Genomic DNA, 16,365 nt, shown 5'->3' on the forward strand with positions numbered 1-16,365 from the left:
CGACTCGCCGCACGACGCCCGGCGCGTCGTCAAATATCGCTCGTCCGGCCCAATCGCGAGCGCTTCGGCCGCTTCCGCACGGCCGCTCCGGGCCCCTCCGGCCGTCCCGGCGCGCGCAGTGCGACCCCCGCCGACAGCAGCAACAGCGCCCCCAGCATCACGAACGGCGCCGCCACCCCCGCTAGACCGGCGACCAGGCCGGCCGACGCCGGTGCGGCCACCTGGCCGAGGCGGTTGCCGGTCAGCCGCAGGGCGAGGGCGGTGGAGCGGGCCCCGTCGGGGGCCGCCTGGACGACCGTCGTCATGGACAGCGGCTGGCCGACACCGAGGCAGAAGCCCAGCACCGCCAGCATCAGGGCCAGCGCCCACACCGGCACCGGCAGCGCGATCCCGGCGCACAGCAGGGCCGCCAGCAGACAGGTCACGGTCAGCAGCACGGTGCGGCCGAGCAGCCGCAGCAGGGGCGTCAGGACCAGACGGCACGCGATGGTGGCCGCCGCGCGCAGGCTCAGCAGCAGACCGATCGCCGACGGCGCGATGCCCCGGTGCTCGCCGACCACCGGGAGGTAGGCGGTGAGGATGTCGGTCGCGGACAGCACGGCGAGGCTGATGAAGATGCCGGCGGGCACACCCCGGGCGCGCAGGATGCGCTGCACGGGGACGCGTTCGCCTTGTTCCTTGCGGGACTTGGCCGTCGTACGGCTCTCTATGCGCCACAGCGAGGTGAGCGCGACCGCGCCGCCCGCGCCCGCCACCAGCAGGGCGAGGGCGCTGGTGCCCGCCATGTCCCGGCCGCCGATCAGCGCACCCGCGGCGATCGGGCCGACCAGCTGGCCGAGGGAGGCGCCGATGGTGAAGTGCCCGAAGTTGCGGTCCTGTTCGTGCGGCGCGGACTGGCGGGCGACGAGCGACTGGGCGCCGATCACGAAGCAGAGGTGGCCGAGGCCCATCACCCCGCTCCAGACCGCCATCGCCCAGAGGGAGTTCGCGAGGCCGCTCATCGCGCAACCGCCCGAGATGAGCACGACGCCGACGGGCAGCAGCGGCGCGCAGCGGCCGTGATCGGTGCGGCGGCCCAGGGGAACGGCGGCGAACAGCGGGAGCAGGGCGTACACACCCGCGATCACACCGATCGCCCGCTCGTCCGCGCCCAACGCCAGCGCCCGGTAGGAGACGGCGGGCCGCGCCATCGACACCGCCCCCTGCGCGAAGCTGAAGGCGATGACGAGGCGGAGCAGCCAGCCGCGGTTCCCACCGGGCGCCATGAACAGGTCCTCCTGGAGAGGTACTTGCGGATCGGACGGTTCAGATGATGCCGAAGAGCATTCCCGCCGCGAGGATGATCAGGCAGGTGAGCGCCGCCCACTTCACGACGAACTTCGTGTGGTCGCCGAACTCCACCTTGGCCATGCCGACCAGGACGTACACGGCCGGGACGAGCGGGCTCGACATGTGCAGCGGCTGGCCGACCAGGGAGGCGCGGGCCATCTCCAGCGGGGAGACGCCGTGGGCCGCGCCGGCCTCGGCGAGGACCGGGAGGACGCCGAAGTAGAAGCCGTCGTTCGACATGAAGTACGTGAGCGGAAGGCTCAGCAGGCCGGTGACCAGGGCCATGTGCGGGCCCATGCCCTCGGGGATGACGTCCACCATCCAGCGGGCCATGTGGTCGACCATGCCGGTGCCCTGGAGGACGCCGGTGAAGACGGCGGCGGCGAAGACCATGCCGGACACGTTCAGGACGTTGTCGGCGTGGGCGGCGAGGCGGGCCTTCTGGTCGGGGATGTGCGGGAAGTTCACGGTGAGCACGAGCGCGGCGCCGAGCAGGAACAGCACCGGGATCGGCAGCCACTCCATGATCATGGCGGTGAGCAGGGTGACCGTGACCAGCGCGTTGAACCAGTAGAGCTTGGGGCGCAGGGTGGCGCGGTTGGGGTCGAGGACCGTGAAGCGCTCCTCGTCGTCGTCCTCGTCCTCGGCGTCGGTGCCGGAGCCGGAGCCGCCGGAGGTCACGGGAGTCCTGGCGTCACCGGAACCGGAGCCGCCACCCACGAGAACCGTCTCGGTCTCCTTCTCCTCGGCCTTCTCCTCGACCAGGACCTCGTCCAGCGTGAGCACGCCGAGCCGCTTGCGCTCGCGCAGACCCAGGAAGTACGAGAGGACGAACACGCCCAGCAGGCCGACGAGCAGGGCCGGGATCATCGGGACGAAGATGTCGCTGGCGTCGAGCTTGAGCGCGGTGGCGGCGCGGGCGGTCGGGCCGCCCCACGGCAGGGTGTTCATCACGCCGTTGGCCATGGCGGCGACACCGGTCATCACGACCAGGCTCATCTTCAGGCGCTTGTACAGCGGGTACATCGCCGAGACCGTGATCATGAAGGTGGTCGAGCCGTCGCCGTCGAGCGAGACGATCGCGGCGAGGATCGCCGTACCGACGACGATCCGCATCGGGTCGGCCTTGGCGAACTTCAGGATCCCCCGAACGATCGGGTCGAAGAGCCCGACATCGATCATCACACCGAAGTAGACAATCGCGAACATGAGCATCGCCGCGGTCGGGGCGAGGCTGGTGACGCCTTCGATGACGTAGTCACCGAGCTTGGCGCCCTTCCCGACGAAGACGCAGAACAGTGCCGGAATCAGCACGAGCGCCGCGATCGGCGACATCTTCTTCATCATGATCAGGACCAGGAAGGTCGCGATCATGGCGAAGCCAAGGATGGTCAGCATGAGTGGATACCTAACGTTCGCCCTTGAACGACCCACCAGGGCCGGCGGTGGGACGACGTTAGGTCCCTTCAAACAGCGTTAACAAGACGTTGACATGCGAGCAATAAGCGCAAAACTCCAGGTCAGAGCTTTGCTCAGGTCAGAGGCGTGATCTTTTCGGCCACCGGGACCACTTCGACCGGCACCCCGTTGAGCACCGCGTTGCCCGACAGCGGGTCGAGCAGGCTGCCGTCGAGGAGCTGGTTGACGTTGACGCCGGGGTCCGCGGCGGCGTGGCTGAGGCGGGTGCCGGGGCGGTCGTGCCCCCAGCCGTGCGGCAGGCTCACCACGCCGGGACGCACGCCGTCGGTGACCTCGGCGGGGGCGGTCACCTCTCCCCCGGCGCCCTTGAGACGTACGGCCGCCCCGTCGCGTACACCGAGCCGCTCGGCGTCCTCGGGGTGGATGTGCAGGGTGCAGCGGTTGGTGCCGCCGGTCAGGGCGGGCACGTTGTGCATCCAGCTGTTGTTGGAGCGCAGATGACGGCGGCCGACGAGGACGAGCCCGTCGGGGCGGTCCCGCAGCGCCTCACGCAGCCGGGGCAGGTCGTCGGCGATGGGCCCGGGCAGCAGCTCGACCTTGCCGCTGACGGTCTTCAGCGGCTGCGGCAGGCGGGGCCGGAGCGGACCGAGGTCGATGCCGTGCGGGTGGTCCAGCAGCTTCTGCAGGGTCAGGCCGTCGGGGCGGGCGCCGAAGCCGTCGCCGTACGGGCCGAGGCGCAGCATCATGTCGAGGCGCCGCTCGGGACCGTTGACTCCGGTGAGCTGGGCGGCGAGTGCCTGGGGGTCACGCCCGTGGACGGGCGAGTGCGCTTCCTCGACGGCCTTGCCGAGGGTCTGGCCGATGACCAGGTCGTCGACCGCGGACGGATCGGCGCCGTGCATGCCGGTCGCGGCCAGGACGAGCCGGGCGAGGATCTCGCTTTCGGCCATGCGGCCGGGCTCCAGCGGCACGGCGGGGCGGGTGTAGCGGACCTGGTTGCGGACGGCGAGGGTATTGAAGGCGAAGTCGTGGTGCGGGCTCTGCGACGGCGGGGGCGGGGGCAGCACGACGTGGGCGTGGCGCGAGGTCTCGTTGAGGTACGGGTCGACGCTGACCATGAAGTCGAGCGAGCCGAGGGCCTTGTCGAGGCGGTCGCCGTCGGGGGCGGACAGGACGGGGTTGGCGGCGACGGCGATGAGCGCCCGGATCGGCTCCCCCTCCGCGGTGGCGGTGTCGATCTCCTCGGCGAGCACGGAGAGCGGCAACTCCCCCTTCGCCTCGGGGTGTTGACCGACCCGGGAGCGCCAGCGCCCGAGCGCGAAGCCGCGGCCGGGACCTGCGGGGCGGGGCGTCTTGTCGGTGGCCGCCTGCGGGAAGAGGGCGCCGCCGGGGCGGTCGAGGTTGCCGGTGAGGATGTTCAGTACGTCGACCAGCCAGCTGGCCAGCGTGCCGTGCGGGACGGTGCAGCTGCCGATACGGCCGTAGACGGCGGCGGTGGGTGCGGCGGCGAGTTCGCGGGCGAGGGTGCGGATCGTGCCGGCGTCCACGTCGCAGGCGTCGGCGACGGCTTCGGGGGTGAAGCCCCGTACGGCGTCCCGGAGTTCGTCGAGGCCCTGGAGGTGCGGGGTCAACTCCCGCGGATCGGCGAGGCCTTCTTCGAAGAGCGCGTACGCCATCGCGGCGAGCAGCAGCGCGTCCGTGCCGGGCCGGATCGCGATGTGCCGGTCGGCGAGTTTGGCGGTGCGGGTGCGGCGCGGGTCGATGACGGCGAGGGTGCCGCCGCGGGCCTTGAGCGCCTTCAGCTTGCCGGGGAAGTCGGGGGCGGTGCACAGGCTGCCGTTGGACTCCAGGGGGTTGGCGCCGATGAGGAGCAGATGGTCGGTGTGGTCCAGGTCCGGTACGGGGATCGCGTGGGCGTCGCCGTAGAGCAGACCGCTGGAGACGTGCTTGGGCATCTGGTCGACCGTGGACGCGGTGAAGAGGCTGCGGGTGCGCAGACCGGCGAGCAGCACCGGCGGGTAGAGGGCGCCGGCCATGGTGTGCACGTTGGGGTTGCCGAGCACGACGCCCACCGCGTTCGGGCCGTACCGCTCGATGACCGGGCGGATACCGGCGGCGACCGCGTCGAAGGCCTCGTCCCAGGTGGCCTCGCACAGCTCGCCGTCCTTGCGCACCAGCGGGGTGCGCAGCCGGTCGGGGTCGCCGTCGACGGCGCCGAAGGAGGCGCCCTTGGGGCAGATGAACCCCTGGCTGAACACGTCGTCGCGGTCACCGCGGGCACCGGTGACCTTCGTCCCCTCGATGGTGAGCGTCAGGCCGCAGGTGGCCTCGCACAGGGGGCAGATGCGCAGTGCGGTGCGGGACACGGGTCCTCCCGAGGTGGCGGCGACGGTGACGCACGATTCGACGCCGAGCATACCGACCGGTACGGACGGTGGGGAGACCTCGCGGCGGTGAGGTCGAAGATTCGCGAGCCGTCACCCGCCACAAACGACGGCCTATCGCGGCCCTCCCGGCGGAGCGTCCAGCACCCGCGCCAGATAAGCCCGCAGCATCTCCCGTGCCTCCTCGATGATCCGCTCGTCACCCTCCGGCGCCACCCGGAAGGCCAGGTGGACCAGGGTGTCGGCGGTCTCGACGGCGATGAGGAAGACGCGGCGCAGGTCTTCGTCCGGTTCGCGGTCGAGGAAGCCGGAGAGCAGGTCGGTGAGGCGGTCGGCGACGCGGTGGTTGGGCTCGCCGCGGGTGCCGACGGGGATCTGGTTGCCGAAGTCGACGAGGGAGAAGCCGGGCGCGGTCCGCTTCATGGCGAGGTACTCGTCGAGCACGGCATCCATGGCGGCGCGCCAGCCTCCGTCCCCGGCGCCCTTCAGGCGCTCGGCGACACGGGCGGTGTAGCGCTCGAGGTTGCGCTGGGCGAGGGCATCGGCCATCTGGCGTTTGTTGCCGAAGAAGCGGTAGACCGAGCCGATGGGAACGCCCGCGCGCTGGGCGACGGCCCGCGTGCTCAGGTCGTCGTAGCCGACCTCGTCGAGGAGGTCGGCGCAGGCGTCGAGGATCCTGGTGAGCCGTTCGGCACTGCGCCGCTGCACGGGCGCCCGGCGAAGCATCTCTGGGTGGGGCACGGTCTTCATGATGCCTTTCCGCCTCGGTCCGGTGAACCTCGACCCCCTGTACGGAGACGGGTGCCCGATGCACTCAGTGCCGCGGTGGACGGAGCCGACGTCGGCGTCACGGTCGCTCCGTCTGCGATGCGGTGATGTCGGCCGCGCTCTCCACGGGGGCGCCGTCCACCGCCCACACCGTGCCGTCGTCGGCGTACAGGCGGGCGGTGACCTTGTGCGTGCCGCGCGGGACGAGGGCGGCCGACAGGCGGTACTCCGGGGTGCGGAGCCTGGTGACGAGACGGCCGTCCACGAAGAGGTACGCGAGCCCACGGCCGGCCACCGCCTGCGCCTTCGCACCGGCGGGCGAGAAGCGGAAGCCACGGACGGTCAGCCGTACGTCCCAACCGCCGTCGCCGCTGTCCGGGTCCGGCTGCACCTCGATGCCGACCTCCGGCGCGTCGTCCTCGTCCACCTCCCGGTAGTGCCGCCCGTCACCGTCGGTGTCGCCGAGAACCTGACCCACCGGGGAGGGCGACGCGCCGCTCTCCCCCGGCTCCCGGGCATCGCTGGTGCCGCAGCCCGCGGATCCGGTCAGCAGCAGGACACAGACCGCGAGCACGGCGAGCGGGGTCCGTGTCCACGACATGCCGGGAGACTAGAACACCGGTCCGACAGCCGGATCCCCCTGAGGTCTGGTCGGCGTCCGGTTCTGGTCGTACCTCCTGAGGAGGATCAGCGGATCCCTTGCGCTCGTGAAACCGCAATCCTACGGTGAAGCATAGGAATCAGATCTCAAGGGAGCGATCATGAGCGGGGACGCGCGGAAGACGGCGGAAGGGCTGACCTACCTCTCCGGTTTTGGCAATGAGCACAGCTCGGAGGCGGTGCCCGGCGCCCTTCCCGAGGGCCGCAACTCACCCCAGCGAGCCCCGCTGGGCCTGTACGCCGAGCAGCTGAGCGGTTCGGCGTTCACCGAGCCGAGGGCGCACAACCGCCGCTCGTGGCTGTACCGCATCCGTCCGTCGGCCGCGCACCCAGCGTTCACCCGCGCGGACAACGGCGCGATCCGTACGGCCCCCTTCACGCAGTCCGTGCCGGACCCGAACCGGCTGCGCTGGAACCCCCTGCCCGAGCCCGAGCCGGGGACCGACTTCCTGGCCGGACTGTGGACCCTGGGCGGCAACGGCGACGTGACCCAGCGCACCGGCATGGCCGTACACCTGTATCACGCCAACTCCTCGATGGACCGCGTCTTCAGCGACGCCGACGGCGAGCTGCTGATCGTGCCGGAGCGCGGCGGACTGCTGCTGCGCACGGAGTTCGGGCTGCTGCATGTGGAGCCGGGACATGTGGCGCTGGTTCCACGTGGGGTGCGCTTCCGTGTGGAGCTACTGGACACCGCGTCCGACGGCGGGCAGAGCCCGACCGCCCGGGGTTATGTGTGCGAGAACTATGGGGCGTCCTTCCACCTCCCCGACCTCGGCCCGATCGGTGCCAACGGCCTGGCGAACGCCCGCGACTTCCAGGCGCCGGTCGCCGCCTACGAGGACACCGAGGGCCCGGTGGAGGTGGTGAACAAGTTCTGCGGCAACCTCTGGACGGCCACCTACGACCACTCACCCCTCGATGTGGTCGCCTGGCACGGCAACCATGTGCCGTACATCTATGACCTGCGCCGTTTCAATGTGATCGGCACCATCTCGTACGACCACCCCGACCCGTCGATCTTCACGGTGCTGACGTCCCCGTCGGACACCCCGGGCCTGGCCGGCGTCGACTTCGTGGTCTTCGCGCCGCGCTGGCTGGTGGGCGAGGACACCTTCCGGCCGCCGTACTTCCACCGGAACGTGATGAGCGAGTACATGGGCCTCATCGAGGGCGCCTACGACGCGAAGGCGGAGGGCTTCGTGCCCGGGGGCGGCTCGCTGCACAACATGATGTCGGCACACGGCCCGGACCGGGAGACGTTCGACCGCGCGAGCGCGGCCGAGCTGAAGCCGCAGAAGATCGACGACGGACTTGCGTTCATGTTCGAGACGCGGTGGCCGGTGACGCTCACCCCGCAGGCGGCGGGGGCAGAGCACCTGCAACAGCGCTACGACGACGTCTGGCAGGGCCTGGAGCGCCATTTCCGCCCCTTGCACTGAAGATCCCCGACCGGTACGGATGGCCCCGTGACCTCCTTCGCCCCGGACTCCATCGTCCTGAACCGCAAGCTGCCGCTCTGGTACCAGGTGTCGCAGTCGCTGCGCGCCTCGATACTGGGCCGCAGGCCTCAGGACCCGTTGCGCCTGCCCACCGAGGAGCAGTTGGCGGAGCACTACGGCGTGAGCGTGCTGACCATGCGGCAGGCACTGAAGGAGCTGGAGGACGAGGGCCTGATCACGCGCCACCGCAGACGCGGCACCTTCATCGAGCCGGACGTCCGCCGGGGCACCCCCGTGCGGCTGCTCGGCTCGGTGGACGCGATCGTGGCCCAGCAGTCCGGGATGGCGACCGAGCTGCTGGAACACGGCAAGGCACCGGTGCCGGCCGAACTCGCCGAGTACTTCCCGGACGTCGACGAGGTGGCGACGTACCACCGCCTGCGCAGCGACGAGAAGACCGGCGAGCCGACCAACCACGCCCGCAACTACGTCCGCCCCGAACTGGCCGCGCGCATCGGCCTCGACGACCTGGTCCGCTGGCCGATGACCAAGGTGCTGCGGGATGTCGTGGGAGCGGACATCAGCCGTATCACGGACACGGTCGAGGCCCGCCTGGCCGACCCGGAGACGGCCCGGCTGCTCCAAGTGCCGCTGCTCAGCCCGATCCTGCACTACACGGGCGTGACGTACGACAAGGACGGGCAGGTGCTGGACGCGGCGGTCATCCACTACCGCGGCGACCGCTTCTCCTTCACGGTGACCCTGGAAGCCACGTAAGCGCTCCGCTGGAAGCATCGTCATGAATCCGCGAGCCGGTGGAAGGCTGATCGCACCCGCGCGGCGGAGCCGCATATCGAGACAGCCCCGCGCCCCTCACGGAGCGCGGCCCTCGCCCGCGTGTCGGAACCAAGTCGTACGATGCCCAGCGTGACGCACGACGACGCTCCGCTGCTGGCGGACCTCATGCCGTGGTCCGTCGCACCGCCGCGGCTCGGCCGGGGGTGGCCGACGGGCCCTGACGCGGCGTCCCTGAAGGCCCGCTGGGACGCCTTCGTGAAGGCCGAGGGCCCGGACCGGGAAGCCCTGCTGGAGCCGACGCGCTCTCGCAGCCTGCACTCGGCGGTCGGCCAGCTGCCGGGCCAATCCACCGGCACGGAGAAGCTGATCCGCGCGGCGGGCCCGTGCGCCGAGCCGGTACGCGTGCTGCACGCCCCCTTCGACGAGCAGTGGCTGATCCCCGACCACCGTCTGATCGACGCGGCCCGCCCCGAGCTGTGGCGGGTCGCGGACGAGCACCAGGTCTTCGTCCTTCAGCCGCCCGACTCCGCCTTGCTGGCGACCTCGCTGCTCCCGCTGCTCCGCCCCGGCCGCGTCCACCCCCTCTACCGCCGTCCCGGCGGCGAGGAACCCAATCTGGTCCCGGGCCTGCTGACGCACCTGACGTCCCGACTCGGCCACTCCCCCACCCCGGTGGACGTCCTGGCCTGGATCCTGGCCGCCGCCCGCCCCGACCTCACCGTCCCTCTCACCGAGGACCCCGAACTCTGGTCGAGTGGCGTCGAGTTGGGCCACCGGCTGCTGTGGCTCATGCGCCGCGACGGTGATCGCCCGAAACTCCCCGGCGGCCGCCGCCCGTACGTACGCGCCCCACTGCCGTCCCGCCCACTCACCCTCCACTACGACCGCGACGAGGAGGCCCTCCACCTCGACGACGGCCGCATCTCCCCCGTGCCGCCGGAGGCCTGGGACTTCGAGGTGAGCGGGGTGCGGGTCCTTCAGGAATGGTTCAACGCCCGCACCACCGAGCCGGAACCGGGCACGCTGACGGCGATCCGGCCGACGACCTGGCCCCAGACATGGACGTCGGAACTCCTGGAGCTGATCACGGTACTGGCGCTGCTCGCGGAACTGGAGCCGCGGCGCGAGGAGTTGACGGTGACGGATCCGATCACGGCAGCCGAGCTGAGGAAGGCGGGCGTGCTCCCGGCGCCGGAGACGGCACGCCGCCCGGCATCGGTCCTGGACCACCACGAGGAAGGCCCGGAGGGCCAATTCGCGTTGCTCTAGTGCCCGGGCTCAGGTCCTGGGCTCGAAGGCGTCCAGCATCCGATTCAGCATCAACTCGAAGGCACCTTCCAGGTCGATCGGGCCCGAATCCTCCGTGAACGCCGCAGCCAGCCTCGGGTAGGCCCCCGTGGCCACCTGACTCCCCAGGTAGGCGATCCGGACCGCGTTCTCCTGCTCCTCCGACCACGGCAGCGACCGCGTGCGCTCGGCGCCGGCCAGTTCCGTCGCGACGTACGCCGTCACACAGCCGTTCAGCATCCCGACGAGCTGCATCTTCATGCCGTAGGGCGCATCCAGCGGATCCAGGCAGGCCAGACAGTGCTCCAGATAGCGCAGGGCGTTCGGACTGAAGCCGTAGACCGGTGACATCAGGCGCGTCAGCCACGGGTGCCGGTGCATCAGCGCCCGGGTCTGGTGGGCGACGCGGCGCATCTCCGCCCGCCAGTCCCCGCCCGGCTCCCACAGCTCGTGCTCCGCGCTGATCGCGTCGACCATCAGCTCGTGCAGGTCCTCCTTGCGGGGGACGTAGTTGTACAGCGACATCGTGCCGCACCCCAGCTCGCCGGCCACCCGCCGCATCGACACCGCGTCCAGCCCCTCGGCGTCGGCGATCCGCACCGCCGCCGCCGCGATGTCGGCACGGGTGTACGCCGGTTTCGGCCCGCGCCCCGTCCGTTCGGGCCGGGCCCAGATCACTCCGGGTTCGGCAGCCTTGCCCGCCATCGATCATCACCTCGGCCACCATCCTAGTTACGTACAGCGTACGTAGTGCGCTATGGTCGAGCCATGACTTCTACGTACGCTGTACTTAGTGAAGGTCTGGAGCGGCGGTTCGGCGAGGTGCACGCCCTGCGCGGACTGGACCTCGCGGTCGCGGAGGGGACGATCTGCGGGGTCCTCGGGCCGAACGGCGCGGGCAAGACGACGGCCGTACGGCTGCTGACGACGCTGCTGCGCCCGGACGCGGGCTCGGCGCGCATCGCCGGGCACGACCTGGTGCGGGAGGCGGCGGCCGTACGGCGCCGGATCGGCGTCACCGGGCAGTACGCCTCGGTCGACGGGGACCTCACCGGCCGCCAGAACCTCCAGCTGTTCGCCCGGCTGCACCGGGTGCGCGGGCCGGCCGGGCGGGCCGGCGAGCTCCTGGACCGCTTCGGGCTGGCCGAGGCGGCCGACCGGCAGGTGTCCACGTACTCGGGCGGGATGCGGCGCCGCCTGGACCTGGCGGCGAGTCTCGTCCGCCGCCCGGACGTCCTCTTCCTCGACGAGCCGACGACGGGGCTCGACCCCGCCAGCCGCAACCAGATCTGGGACGCGGTGCGCGAGCTGACCGCCGACGGCACGACCGTGCTGCTCACCACGCAGTACCTGGAGGAGGCCGACCGGCTCGCCGACGACATCGCCCTCGTGGACCGCGGCCGGGTCGCGCACACGGACTCACCGGCCCAGTTCAAGGCGCTGATCGGCGCGCACGTCGAGGTCGTCGTCACCGACGCCGACGTCATGGTGAAGGCGGCGGCCGTACTGGATCAACTCACCGGCGCCGAGCCGTCGTTCGACCACGAGCGGCAAGCCGTCGTCGCGGTCACCCGGGACAGCACGCTCACGCTCCCGCGTCTGGTGCGCGAACTCGACGCGGCAGGAGTGCCGTTGCTCGACGCGAGCCTCAAACCACCGACTCTCGACGACGTGTTCCTGCGACTCACCCAGGAAGCCCAGGAAGCCCAGGAAGAGGAGCGTGCGGCATGAGCACCCTGGCGTACGACGGCGGCGCGATGCTGAGCCGGCAGCTGCGGCGGATCCGGAACAACCCGGGGCTGCTCATCCTGACCCAGACCATGCCGATCACCATGCTGCTGTTCTTCGGCTATGTCTTCGGCAGCGCGCTGGCGATGCCGGGCGAGCAGTACCGGTCCTTCCTGGTGCCCGGTCTGCTGGTGGCGACCGCGGCCAACGGGCTCATGACCGGCATGTTCCAGGCCGCCCAGGACACGCACCGCGGCGTGATGGACCGGTTCCGGACGCTGCCCATGAGCCGGGCCGCGGTGCCGCTGGGACAGGCGGCCGCGGATCTCGTGGTGACGGCTGCCGGGACCGTGCCGTTCCTGCTGGTCGGGGTCGCGGTGGGCTGGCGGATCGAGGGGTCGGCGCTCGAAGCGGCGGGCGCGGTGGGGCTGTTGCTGCTGTTCCGGTTCGCGATGACGTGGATCGGGATCTTCCTCGGCCTGCTCACTCGGAACGAGGAGGCCGCCGGCCAGCTGGGCGGGGCGACGTTCGTCCTGCCGCTGCTGTCCAACGCCTACATTCCGACCGACGGTCTGCCGGGCTGGCTGCGCACGCTCGCCGAGTGGAATCCGATCAGCGCGGTCACGACGGCCCTGCGGGACCTCTTCGGCAACGCGCCCGTACCGGATGGTGCCGCGTGGCCGGTCGCCCATCCCGTAGCCGGGTCGCTCGCCTGGTGCGCCGTACTGATCGCGGTGTTCGCGCCGCTCGCCGTGCGCAGGTACGCGCACGGCGAGCGGTGACGATGAAGCCGGAAGACTGAGCGGGGGGTTGGGGAGTTACGCCCGCGCTCGGCCGGCCCGCCGGGGCGCCGCCGCGCGCCGTGGGGATGACGGACGGCGGCAACGCGGTACGGCGCCGGGACGGTGCGGCATGTCGAGCGCGGGCCCTGGAAGACGTTCGCCGGGAACGCCGGTGTGACTCAGCGCCCGCCGAACAGCGAACGGCGCAGCCGACGCAGCGGGGCGAAGAGCGAGACGCGACGGACCCGCGCGCCCCGGTCGCTGCGCTCATGCGTCTTGTCACGAGTGGTCAGTTCACGCATCAGCGAGGTCGCTTCGGCCGCCTCCGTCTGCGGCACGGCGGGACCCGCCAGCACCGAGAGATGGCGGTCGAGGCGCGAACTGGTCGCGCTGCTCCCGCAGGTGATCGCAGGGACCCTCGCCCTGCTGCGCACTGTTATCTGATCCATGTCACTCCCCACCCGTACGAGTCCACCCGGCCCGGGCAGGTTAACCCTATCGCCCCGGTGGGGCACGCGTGTATCGCGGTCACAGGATTCACCTTCCCCGTAAGGGTGTTGACAACGCATCCCTGATTACTCTCCGAATCCAACCGATTTCAGGGCGAGTTGGACAACCGGCTGGCTGGTGGGTTGCAGTGAGCCGCCGTCAGGTTCCACGGTTACAGCCAGTGACGTCGCAGACTTGTCGAGACCGGCCGCGACCAAGGGCGTGTCGCCGTCGAAGAGCCCCAGGGAGCGGGGTTGTACATCGGGGCGCATCAGCCAGAGCTGGTGCACCCGGCCGCTCGGCAGCTCGCCGTATCCGCTCAGAGTGACGACGGCACGCCCCTTGGATGCGGAGGCGACCACTCCGATTGTCCGCCCCCGCGCGTCCTCGCCGGCGGCGGCTCGGGCGTCGGGAGCCGCGAGAACGTTAGCGATCTCACTTGCCCGAGCCCGCTGGGCGTCCAGCTGGTCCTGCGTCTTGTTCGCCTGGACGGCGAAGAGGGAGGCGACGACGAGGGCCGCGGCGGCCGTAGCGGTGGCGAACGGCACCAGCAAGAGGCGCGTCCTGGGCGCACGGGTGCGCGGCGGAGGCTGGGCACCCCACACATGCGGCGGCAGCTGGGGCGCACGCGCGCGTGCCGACTCCCACCCGGCGGACTCCTGCGGAGTCGTACGTACGGCGGCCAGGACCCGGTCGCGCAGCGCGGCCGGCGGCGGGGCGGCCGTCGACCAGGCGAGGCGGACGGCGTCCTCGGACAGGGCCCGCACCTCGGCGGCGCAGGTCTCGCAGGTCTTGAGGTGCTTCTCGAAGCGGAGGCGCTCGGCGGGTTCCAGGGCGTCGAGAGCGTAGGGGGCTGCGAGGGAGTGCAGGTCCTCACGCCGCAGCAGTCGGTCGGCGAAGCTCACGCGAAACCTCCCAGGCACTTGCGCAGCTGGGTGAGTCCGTCGCGCATTCGGGTCTTGACCGTGCCCAGCGGCAGGGAGAGCCGCTCGGCCACTTCACGGTACGTGTAGCCGTCGTAGTAGGCGAGGGTGACGGACTGGCGCTGTAAGGCGGTGAGCCGGTCCAGGCAGCGGCGCACCCACTCCCGTTCGAGTCCGGCCTCGACCTCCTCGGCGACATGGTCGAAGGCGGGGTGGTTGGCGCGCATCGCCTCGCGCTGCTCGCGCTCACCCGCAGCTCGGGCGCTGCGCACCCGGTCGACCGCGCGGCGGTGGGCGAGGGTGAGGATCCAGGACATGGCGCTGCCCCGGCCGGGGTCGAACTTCGCGGCGGACCGCCACAGTTCGAGCAGCACTTCCTGGCTCACCTCCTCGGACTGCGCGGGATCGCGCACCACACGCCGCACCAGCCCGTACACCGGCCCGGAGACCAGCCCGTACAGCTCCTCGAACGCCTTTTGGTCGCCGCCAGCCACGAGCACCAGCAGCTCGTCCGCCTCCAACTCGTCTCCCCCTCCGGCCAGACCGCAGCGCGGCCGTCTCGTCCCACGAGGCATTCGCAACGAACCCACCTCCGGATGGGGTTACGGATCAGCGCGCCGAAAACGCGGGTCGCCCGCGGATGAAACAACTTTCCAGTTCCGCCGTAAGAACGCTTGGGATTCGACCAATCCACCCTGGCGACGGCTCCGAATCGGGTTCGTCAGGCAAGTTGGCACTGAGGACGGACGGCATGACACCTATTTCCAGGAGCGGTGCGGGACGCAAGGGTCTCGCGACCCTCGTATGTGGTGCGCTGGCCGCCGGGGGGCTCGCAGCCGCCGGCGTCGCCGCGCTGGAGCCGGGGGCGGCCTACGCCTCCAGCCACCGGGAGGCCCCACTGATCTCGGGGACGCCGCAGTACGACAACACGGACGTCTACGCGTTCGTCAGCCCGGACAAGCCGGACACGACGACGATCATCGCGAACTGGATCCCGTTCGAGGAGCCGGCCGGGGGCCCGAACTTCTTCACGTTCGCCGAGGACGCCCAGTACGACCTCCACATCGACAACAACGGTGACGCGCAAGGCGACTTGCTCTACCGCTTCACCTTCGACACGCACATCAAGAACAAGAAGACGTTCCTGTACAACACCGGTCCGGTCGAGAGCCTCGACGACAAGGACCTCAACATCACGCAGACGTACGACATCGAGCTGCTCAAGCTCAAGGACCAGCACCTGGTGTCGAAGACGAAGGTCGCCAACGACGTACCGGTGGCGCCCTCGAACGTCGGCAAGGCGTCCATGCCGGACTACGCCAAGCTGCGCGAACAGGCCGTCCACAAGCTGGCCGGGGACGCGACGTCGTTCGCCGGACAGGCCGACGACCCGTTCTTCCTCGACCTGCGGGTCTTCGACCTCCTCTACGGCGGGAACCTCTCCGAGGTCGGCAACGACACGCTCAAGGGCTACAACGTCAACTCCATCGCCCTGCAGGTCCCGACGCACATGATCGCGGAATCGTCGGACCAGCCGATCGTCGGCATCTGGTCGACGACCCAGCGCAAGAACGCCAAGGGCTACTTCGAGCAGGTCTCGCGCCTCGGCAACCCGCTGGTGAACGAGGTCGTGAACCCCCTCAAGGACAAGGACAAGTTCAACGCGTCCGCGCCCTGGGACGACGCCCAGTTCCTGAAGAACGTCACCAACCCCGAGCTGCCGAAGCTCATCGAGGCGATCTACAAGATCCCGGCACCGGACGAGCCGCGCAACGACCTGGTCGACGTCTTCCTCAAGGGCGTGAAGGACCTCAACCAGCCGCCGCACGTGACACCGTCGGAGATGCTGCGCCTGAACACCTCGATCAAGCCGGCCGCCGAACCCAAGCGGCTCGGCGTCCTCGACGGCGACACCGCGGGCTTCCCGAACGGCCGACGCCTCACCGACGACGTGATCGACGCCTCGCTCCAGGTCGTCGAGGGTGAACTGCTCGGCGCCAAGAACGACTTGGGCGACGCGGTCGACAAGAACGACAAGGACTTCGAGAAGGCCTTCCCGTACGTCGCCCTGCCCACCGAGGGTTCCCGCGGCCCGCTCGCCAAGGGCACGGACGGCGAGACCGACGTCCGCAGCCAGCTCGGCGACGCCCTCCAGCCGACGGGCGCCTCCGGCGGCCTGGACGACACGGCCCTGATCGCCGGTTCGGCCGGCGCCGGCGCGCTGGGGATCCTGCTGATCGGCGGGGCCTTGATGTGGTGGCGCCGGATGCGGGACCGGGCGTACTAGGCGCTCCGCTTGAAGTGCCGCGATTTTAAGTGCCGCGATGTCTCGTCGGTCGTCTGCGGCGCCATCGTG

The 16,365-nt window shown here is 70.7% G+C and carries 15 protein-coding genes; 6 read left to right on the forward strand and 9 right to left on the reverse strand.

Annotation, left to right across the window (positions count from 1 at the left end):
- Nucleotides 1-29: 29 nt before the first annotated feature.
- The 5 genes from ACTMVF_RS09375 to ACTMVF_RS09395 form a co-directional block, all read right to left on the reverse strand.
- Nucleotides 30-1,265, reverse strand: coding sequence for an MFS transporter (locus ACTMVF_RS09375; RefSeq protein WP_441270470.1), 1,236 nt, complete (start codon nucleotides 1,263-1,265; stop codon nucleotides 30-32).
- 40 nt (nucleotides 1,266-1,305) lie between these two features.
- Nucleotides 1,306-2,727, reverse strand: coding sequence for a CitMHS family transporter (locus tag ACTMVF_RS09380; RefSeq protein WP_441270471.1), 1,422 nt, complete (start codon nucleotides 2,725-2,727; stop codon nucleotides 1,306-1,308).
- 134 nt (nucleotides 2,728-2,861) lie between these two features.
- Nucleotides 2,862-5,114, reverse strand: coding sequence for a molybdopterin oxidoreductase family protein (locus ACTMVF_RS09385; RefSeq protein ID WP_441270472.1), 2,253 nt, complete (start codon nucleotides 5,112-5,114; stop codon nucleotides 2,862-2,864).
- Between the two features lie 132 nt (nucleotides 5,115-5,246).
- Nucleotides 5,247-5,882, reverse strand: a complete 636-nt coding sequence (locus ACTMVF_RS09390) for a TetR family transcriptional regulator (RefSeq protein WP_441270473.1) — start codon at nucleotides 5,880-5,882, stop codon at nucleotides 5,247-5,249.
- Between the two features lie 97 nt (nucleotides 5,883-5,979).
- Complete coding sequence (locus ACTMVF_RS09395) at nucleotides 5,980-6,501, reverse strand: hypothetical protein (protein ID WP_441270474.1); 522 nt, start codon at nucleotides 6,499-6,501, stop codon at nucleotides 5,980-5,982.
- A 160-nt stretch (nucleotides 6,502-6,661) separates the two neighbouring features.
- Between ACTMVF_RS09395 and hmgA the strand changes: the two genes are divergently transcribed.
- From hmgA to ACTMVF_RS09410, 3 genes are all read left to right on the forward strand, one after another.
- Entirely contained in the window at nucleotides 6,662-8,002 is a 1,341-nt protein-coding gene (hmgA, locus tag ACTMVF_RS09400; protein WP_441270475.1) for a homogentisate 1,2-dioxygenase, read from the forward strand.
- 27 nt (nucleotides 8,003-8,029) lie between these two features.
- Nucleotides 8,030-8,779: a GntR family transcriptional regulator gene (locus ACTMVF_RS09405; RefSeq protein WP_441270476.1), complete on the forward strand. Its 750-nt coding sequence runs from the start codon at nucleotides 8,030-8,032 to the stop codon at nucleotides 8,777-8,779.
- 141 nt (nucleotides 8,780-8,920) lie between these two features.
- Nucleotides 8,921-10,069, forward strand: a complete 1,149-nt coding sequence (locus ACTMVF_RS09410) for a type ISP restriction/modification enzyme (protein ID WP_441270477.1) — start codon at nucleotides 8,921-8,923, stop codon at nucleotides 10,067-10,069.
- A gap of 9 nt (nucleotides 10,070-10,078) precedes the next feature.
- Here the strand turns inward: ACTMVF_RS09410 and ACTMVF_RS09415 are convergent, their stop codons facing one another.
- A complete protein-coding gene (locus ACTMVF_RS09415; RefSeq protein ID WP_441270478.1) occupies nucleotides 10,079-10,792 on the reverse strand; it encodes a TetR/AcrR family transcriptional regulator C-terminal domain-containing protein in 714 nt (237 codons plus the stop codon).
- 63 nt (nucleotides 10,793-10,855) lie between these two features.
- On the opposite strand from ACTMVF_RS09415, the gene ACTMVF_RS09420 reads away from it, so the two are divergent.
- On the forward strand, nucleotides 10,856-11,818 hold the full coding sequence (locus ACTMVF_RS09420; RefSeq protein WP_441270479.1) for an ATP-binding cassette domain-containing protein: 963 nt from the start codon (nucleotides 10,856-10,858) through the stop codon (nucleotides 11,816-11,818).
- Nucleotides 11,815-12,597, forward strand: coding sequence for an ABC transporter permease (locus tag ACTMVF_RS09425; RefSeq protein ID WP_441270480.1), 783 nt, complete (start codon nucleotides 11,815-11,817; stop codon nucleotides 12,595-12,597). Before ACTMVF_RS09420 ends, ACTMVF_RS09425 begins: the two co-directional genes overlap by 4 nt.
- Nucleotides 12,598-12,776: 179 nt before the next feature.
- On the opposite strand, the gene ACTMVF_RS09430 is transcribed toward ACTMVF_RS09425, so the two are convergent.
- The 3 genes from ACTMVF_RS09430 to ACTMVF_RS09440 all read right to left on the reverse strand — a co-directional run bounded on the left by ACTMVF_RS09430 (nucleotide 12,777) and on the right by ACTMVF_RS09440 (nucleotide 14,530).
- A complete protein-coding gene (locus ACTMVF_RS09430; RefSeq protein WP_062701605.1) occupies nucleotides 12,777-13,046 on the reverse strand; it encodes a hypothetical protein in 270 nt (89 codons plus the stop codon).
- A gap of 126 nt (nucleotides 13,047-13,172) precedes the next feature.
- Nucleotides 13,173-13,991 carry an anti-sigma factor gene (locus ACTMVF_RS09435; RefSeq protein WP_441270481.1) on the reverse strand — a complete coding sequence of 273 codons (819 nt, stop codon included), beginning with the start codon at nucleotides 13,989-13,991 and terminating at the stop codon, nucleotides 13,173-13,175.
- A complete protein-coding gene (locus ACTMVF_RS09440) occupies nucleotides 13,988-14,530 on the reverse strand; it encodes a sigma-70 family RNA polymerase sigma factor (RefSeq protein ID WP_441270482.1) in 543 nt (180 codons plus the stop codon). Before ACTMVF_RS09440 ends, ACTMVF_RS09435 begins: the two co-directional genes overlap by 4 nt.
- A gap of 230 nt (nucleotides 14,531-14,760) precedes the next feature.
- Here ACTMVF_RS09440 and ACTMVF_RS09445 point away from each other — a divergent pair, with 230 nt between their 5' ends.
- A complete protein-coding gene (locus tag ACTMVF_RS09445) occupies nucleotides 14,761-16,296 on the forward strand; it encodes a DUF4331 domain-containing protein (RefSeq protein ID WP_441270483.1) in 1,536 nt (511 codons plus the stop codon).
- Nucleotides 16,297-16,365: the final 69 nt, after the last annotated feature.

The sequence above is a fragment of the Streptomyces sp. SD31 genome (assembly GCF_052068475.1).
Classification (GTDB): Bacteria; Actinomycetota; Actinomycetes; order Streptomycetales; family Streptomycetaceae; genus Streptomyces.

Coding starts and splice junctions, on each gene's coding strand:
- ACTMVF_RS09375 (WP_441270470.1), bottom strand. CDS start 1,265: ATGGCGCCCGGTGGGAACCGCGGCTGGCTGCTCCGCCTCGTCATCGCC.
- ACTMVF_RS09445 (WP_441270483.1), top strand. CDS start 14,761: ATGACACCTATTTCCAGGAGCGGTGCGGGACGCAAGGGTCTCGCGACC.
- ACTMVF_RS09410 (WP_441270477.1), top strand. CDS start 8,921: ATGCCCAGCGTGACGCACGACGACGCTCCGCTGCTGGCGGACCTCATG.
- ACTMVF_RS09395 (WP_441270474.1), bottom strand. CDS start 6,501: ATGTCGTGGACACGGACCCCGCTCGCCGTGCTCGCGGTCTGTGTCCTG.
- ACTMVF_RS09380 (WP_441270471.1), bottom strand. CDS start 2,727: ATGCTGACCATCCTTGGCTTCGCCATGATCGCGACCTTCCTGGTCCTG.
- hmgA (WP_441270475.1), top strand. CDS start 6,662: ATGAGCGGGGACGCGCGGAAGACGGCGGAAGGGCTGACCTACCTCTCC.
- ACTMVF_RS09430 (WP_062701605.1), bottom strand. CDS start 13,046: ATGGATCAGATAACAGTGCGCAGCAGGGCGAGGGTCCCTGCGATCACC.
- ACTMVF_RS09390 (WP_441270473.1), bottom strand. CDS start 5,882: ATGAAGACCGTGCCCCACCCAGAGATGCTTCGCCGGGCGCCCGTGCAG.
- ACTMVF_RS09415 (WP_441270478.1), bottom strand. CDS start 10,792: ATGGCGGGCAAGGCTGCCGAACCCGGAGTGATCTGGGCCCGGCCCGAA.
- ACTMVF_RS09420 (WP_441270479.1), top strand. CDS start 10,856: ATGACTTCTACGTACGCTGTACTTAGTGAAGGTCTGGAGCGGCGGTTC.
- ACTMVF_RS09425 (WP_441270480.1), top strand. CDS start 11,815: ATGAGCACCCTGGCGTACGACGGCGGCGCGATGCTGAGCCGGCAGCTG.